Here is a 1,203-nt window from a genome sequence, read left to right as displayed (position 1 = left end):
AGTCGCCATTGGTGGCAATGCATCGGCGACGGCGGCAAACTCGGTTGCACTGGGTTCGAACTCGACGACGACGGCTAACCTGTCGGCCACGGGTTACAACCCCGGCACGGCAGCGCTGTCGGGCACGGCATCGGCAGCCAATGGTGAAGTCTCGGTCGGCGCAGCAGGCAAGGAACGTCGCGTGACGAACGTTGCAGCCGGTTCGGCCGCAACGGACGCGGTGAACGTCAGCCAGTTGATGTCGGAAGACGCGAAGGTGAACACCGTTAATAACAACGTGAACAACCTGAGCAACAACGTCAGCAGCATCGCGGGCAACGTCACGAACATCAGCAGCACGGTGAACAACATCACCAATGGTGGCAGCGGCATTAAGTACTTCCATGCAAACTCGTCGCTGGCGGACTCGTCGGCAACGGGTACGGATGCGGTGGCGATCGGCGGTAACGCATCGGCGACGGCGGCAAACTCGGTCGCGCTGGGTTCAAACTCGACGACGACGGCAAACCTGTCGGCTACGGGTTACAACCCGGGCACGGCAACACTGTCGGGCACGGCATCGGCAGCCAATGGAGAAGTCTCGGTCGGCGCCGCTGGCAAGGAACGTCGCATCACGAATGTGGCAGCCGGTTCAGCCGCAACGGACGCAGTGAACGTGAGCCAGCTTCAATCGGAAGACGCAAAGGTCAAGGCCGCGGGCTCAAGCACGGCGGCTGCTCTCGGCGGCGGTTCGACCTATAACACGACGACTGGTGCGATCACCAACCCGTCATATGTATTGAATGGCGGCAAGACTTTCAACAACGTGGGCGACTTGGTCGAAAACATCGACGGTCGCGTGACGCAGAACACGACTGACATCACGAACCTGACCAACAACATCAACAACGGTGAAGTCGGTCTCGTGCAGCAGGATGCAACTTCACGCAACATCACGGTGGCGAAGAATAGCGACGGCACGGCGGTGGACTTCTCGGGTACGGCGGGAACGCGCAATCTGACGGGTGTGTCGGCAGGTGATGTGAGCGCAACGAGCGTGGATGCGGTGAACGGCTCGCAGTTGTATGCGACGAACCAGAATGTGTCGAACGTCGGCAACACAGTCAACAATCTGAGTAACGACGTCACCAACATCAGCAACACGGTGAACAACATCACCAGCGGTGGCAGTGGCATCAAGTACTTCCACGCGAACTCGTCGCA

General features: G+C 59.7%; 1 pseudogene. It reads left to right on the top strand.

What is annotated here, in order from left to right:
- A pseudogene (locus P0D71_RS35985) lies at positions 1-1,203 on the top strand (adhesin); the annotation flags it as partial.

This window comes from Paraburkholderia sp. RL17-383-BIF-A (genome assembly GCF_046028015.1).
Lineage (GTDB): Bacteria > Pseudomonadota > Gammaproteobacteria > Burkholderiales > Burkholderiaceae > Paraburkholderia.
Note: the sequence above shows the minus strand (reverse complement) of the source record. Positions and strands in the feature narration are given on the sequence as shown.